The sequence below is a fragment of the Desulfopila aestuarii DSM 18488 genome (assembly GCF_900143695.1).
Classification (GTDB): domain Bacteria; phylum Desulfobacterota; class Desulfobulbia; order Desulfobulbales; family Desulfocapsaceae; genus Desulfopila; species Desulfopila aestuarii.
Genome location: NZ_FRFE01000099.1, coordinates 1 through 1,265 on the forward strand (window position 1 = coordinate 1; position 1,265 = coordinate 1,265).

A 1,265-nucleotide genomic window follows, 5' to 3' on the forward strand; every position below is an offset into this window, starting at 1 on the left:
GAGGGCGTTCAAAATTTTGTGTCAGTTAACAAGAGCTGATATATACAGCTGACAAAGGAGACTGACATGACAGAAGATCAACCAGAATTCGATTTTAACCGTGCCCTTAAAGACCTCCAGGAGGGCAAGGCTCTCATGGGTAAGGAGGGTATCCTTACTCCGCTGATCAAACAGCTCACCGAGGCAGCTCTTGAAGCAGAACTGGATTCCCACCTCAAACAGGATATCACCGCAAACCGCCGTAATGGTAAAAGCAAAAAGACTATCAAATCCATGAATGGCAGCTTTGAGCTAAATACTCCTCGGGATCGTGAAGGGAACTTCTCACCTCAATTCGTGAAAAAGCATCAGACCACCATGAGTGACGAATTGGAACAGAAGATCCTCGCACTCTATGGTCTTGGGATGAGCTACAAGGATATCTCCGGTCACCTGCAGGAGATGTACGGTGTAGAGATTTCCACAGGTGCCCTAACCGCTATCACGGACAAGATCATTGAGACGGTCAAACGATGGCGGGCCCGCCCTTTGGAGTCGATATATCCTGTTGTTTGGCTTGATGCGATTCATTATAAAGTCCACGAAAACGGTAGAGTAGTAAGTAAGGCGGTGTACACGATCCTCGGGGTGAATCTGGAGGGACGAAAAGACGTTCTCGGTTTGTATATTTCTGAGAACGAAGGTGCAAACTTCTGGCTGCAGGTACTCACTGATCTTGCCAACAGGGGGGTAGAGGACATCCTCATTGCCTGCATTGACGGCCTGAAAGGATTTCCTGAGGCGATAGAGGCAATTTTCCCAAAGACTGAGGTACAGCTCTGCGTCGTCCACCAGATTCGCAACTCCTTGAAGTATGTAGCCTCAAAGAACCAAAAAGAGTTCATGGTCGACCTCAAGCGGGTATACAAGGCAAACAGTAAGGATATAGCCGAGGTGGAGCTCGATGCCCTGGAGTCAAAGTGGAACAGCAAGTACCCGATTGTGATCAGATCCTGGCGAAATAATTGGGAGCGACTGAGTCAATATTTCAAATATCCTGATGACATAAGGAGGATCATCTATACCACCAATACCATAGAGGCGGTTCACCGTCAGTTTCGGAAATTAACTAAGACCAAAGGGGCGTTCCCGAATCAGGACAGCCTGCTGAAATTGTTATACCTCGGAATTCAGAATGCCCAGAAGAAGTGGACAATGCCTATTCAGAACTGGTCGCTGTCTGTTTCTCAGCTGGCGATTTTTTTCGAAGGGCGGCTGGATCAAGA

At 47.7% G+C, this 1,265-nt stretch carries 1 protein-coding gene; it reads left to right on the forward strand.

The annotated features are described in order from the left end of the window. Window positions 1-66: 66 nt before the first annotated feature. Window positions 67-1,265: IS256 family transposase (locus BUF15_RS26490; protein WP_073617398.1), on the forward strand; the 1,199-nt coding region annotated here is incomplete at its 3' end.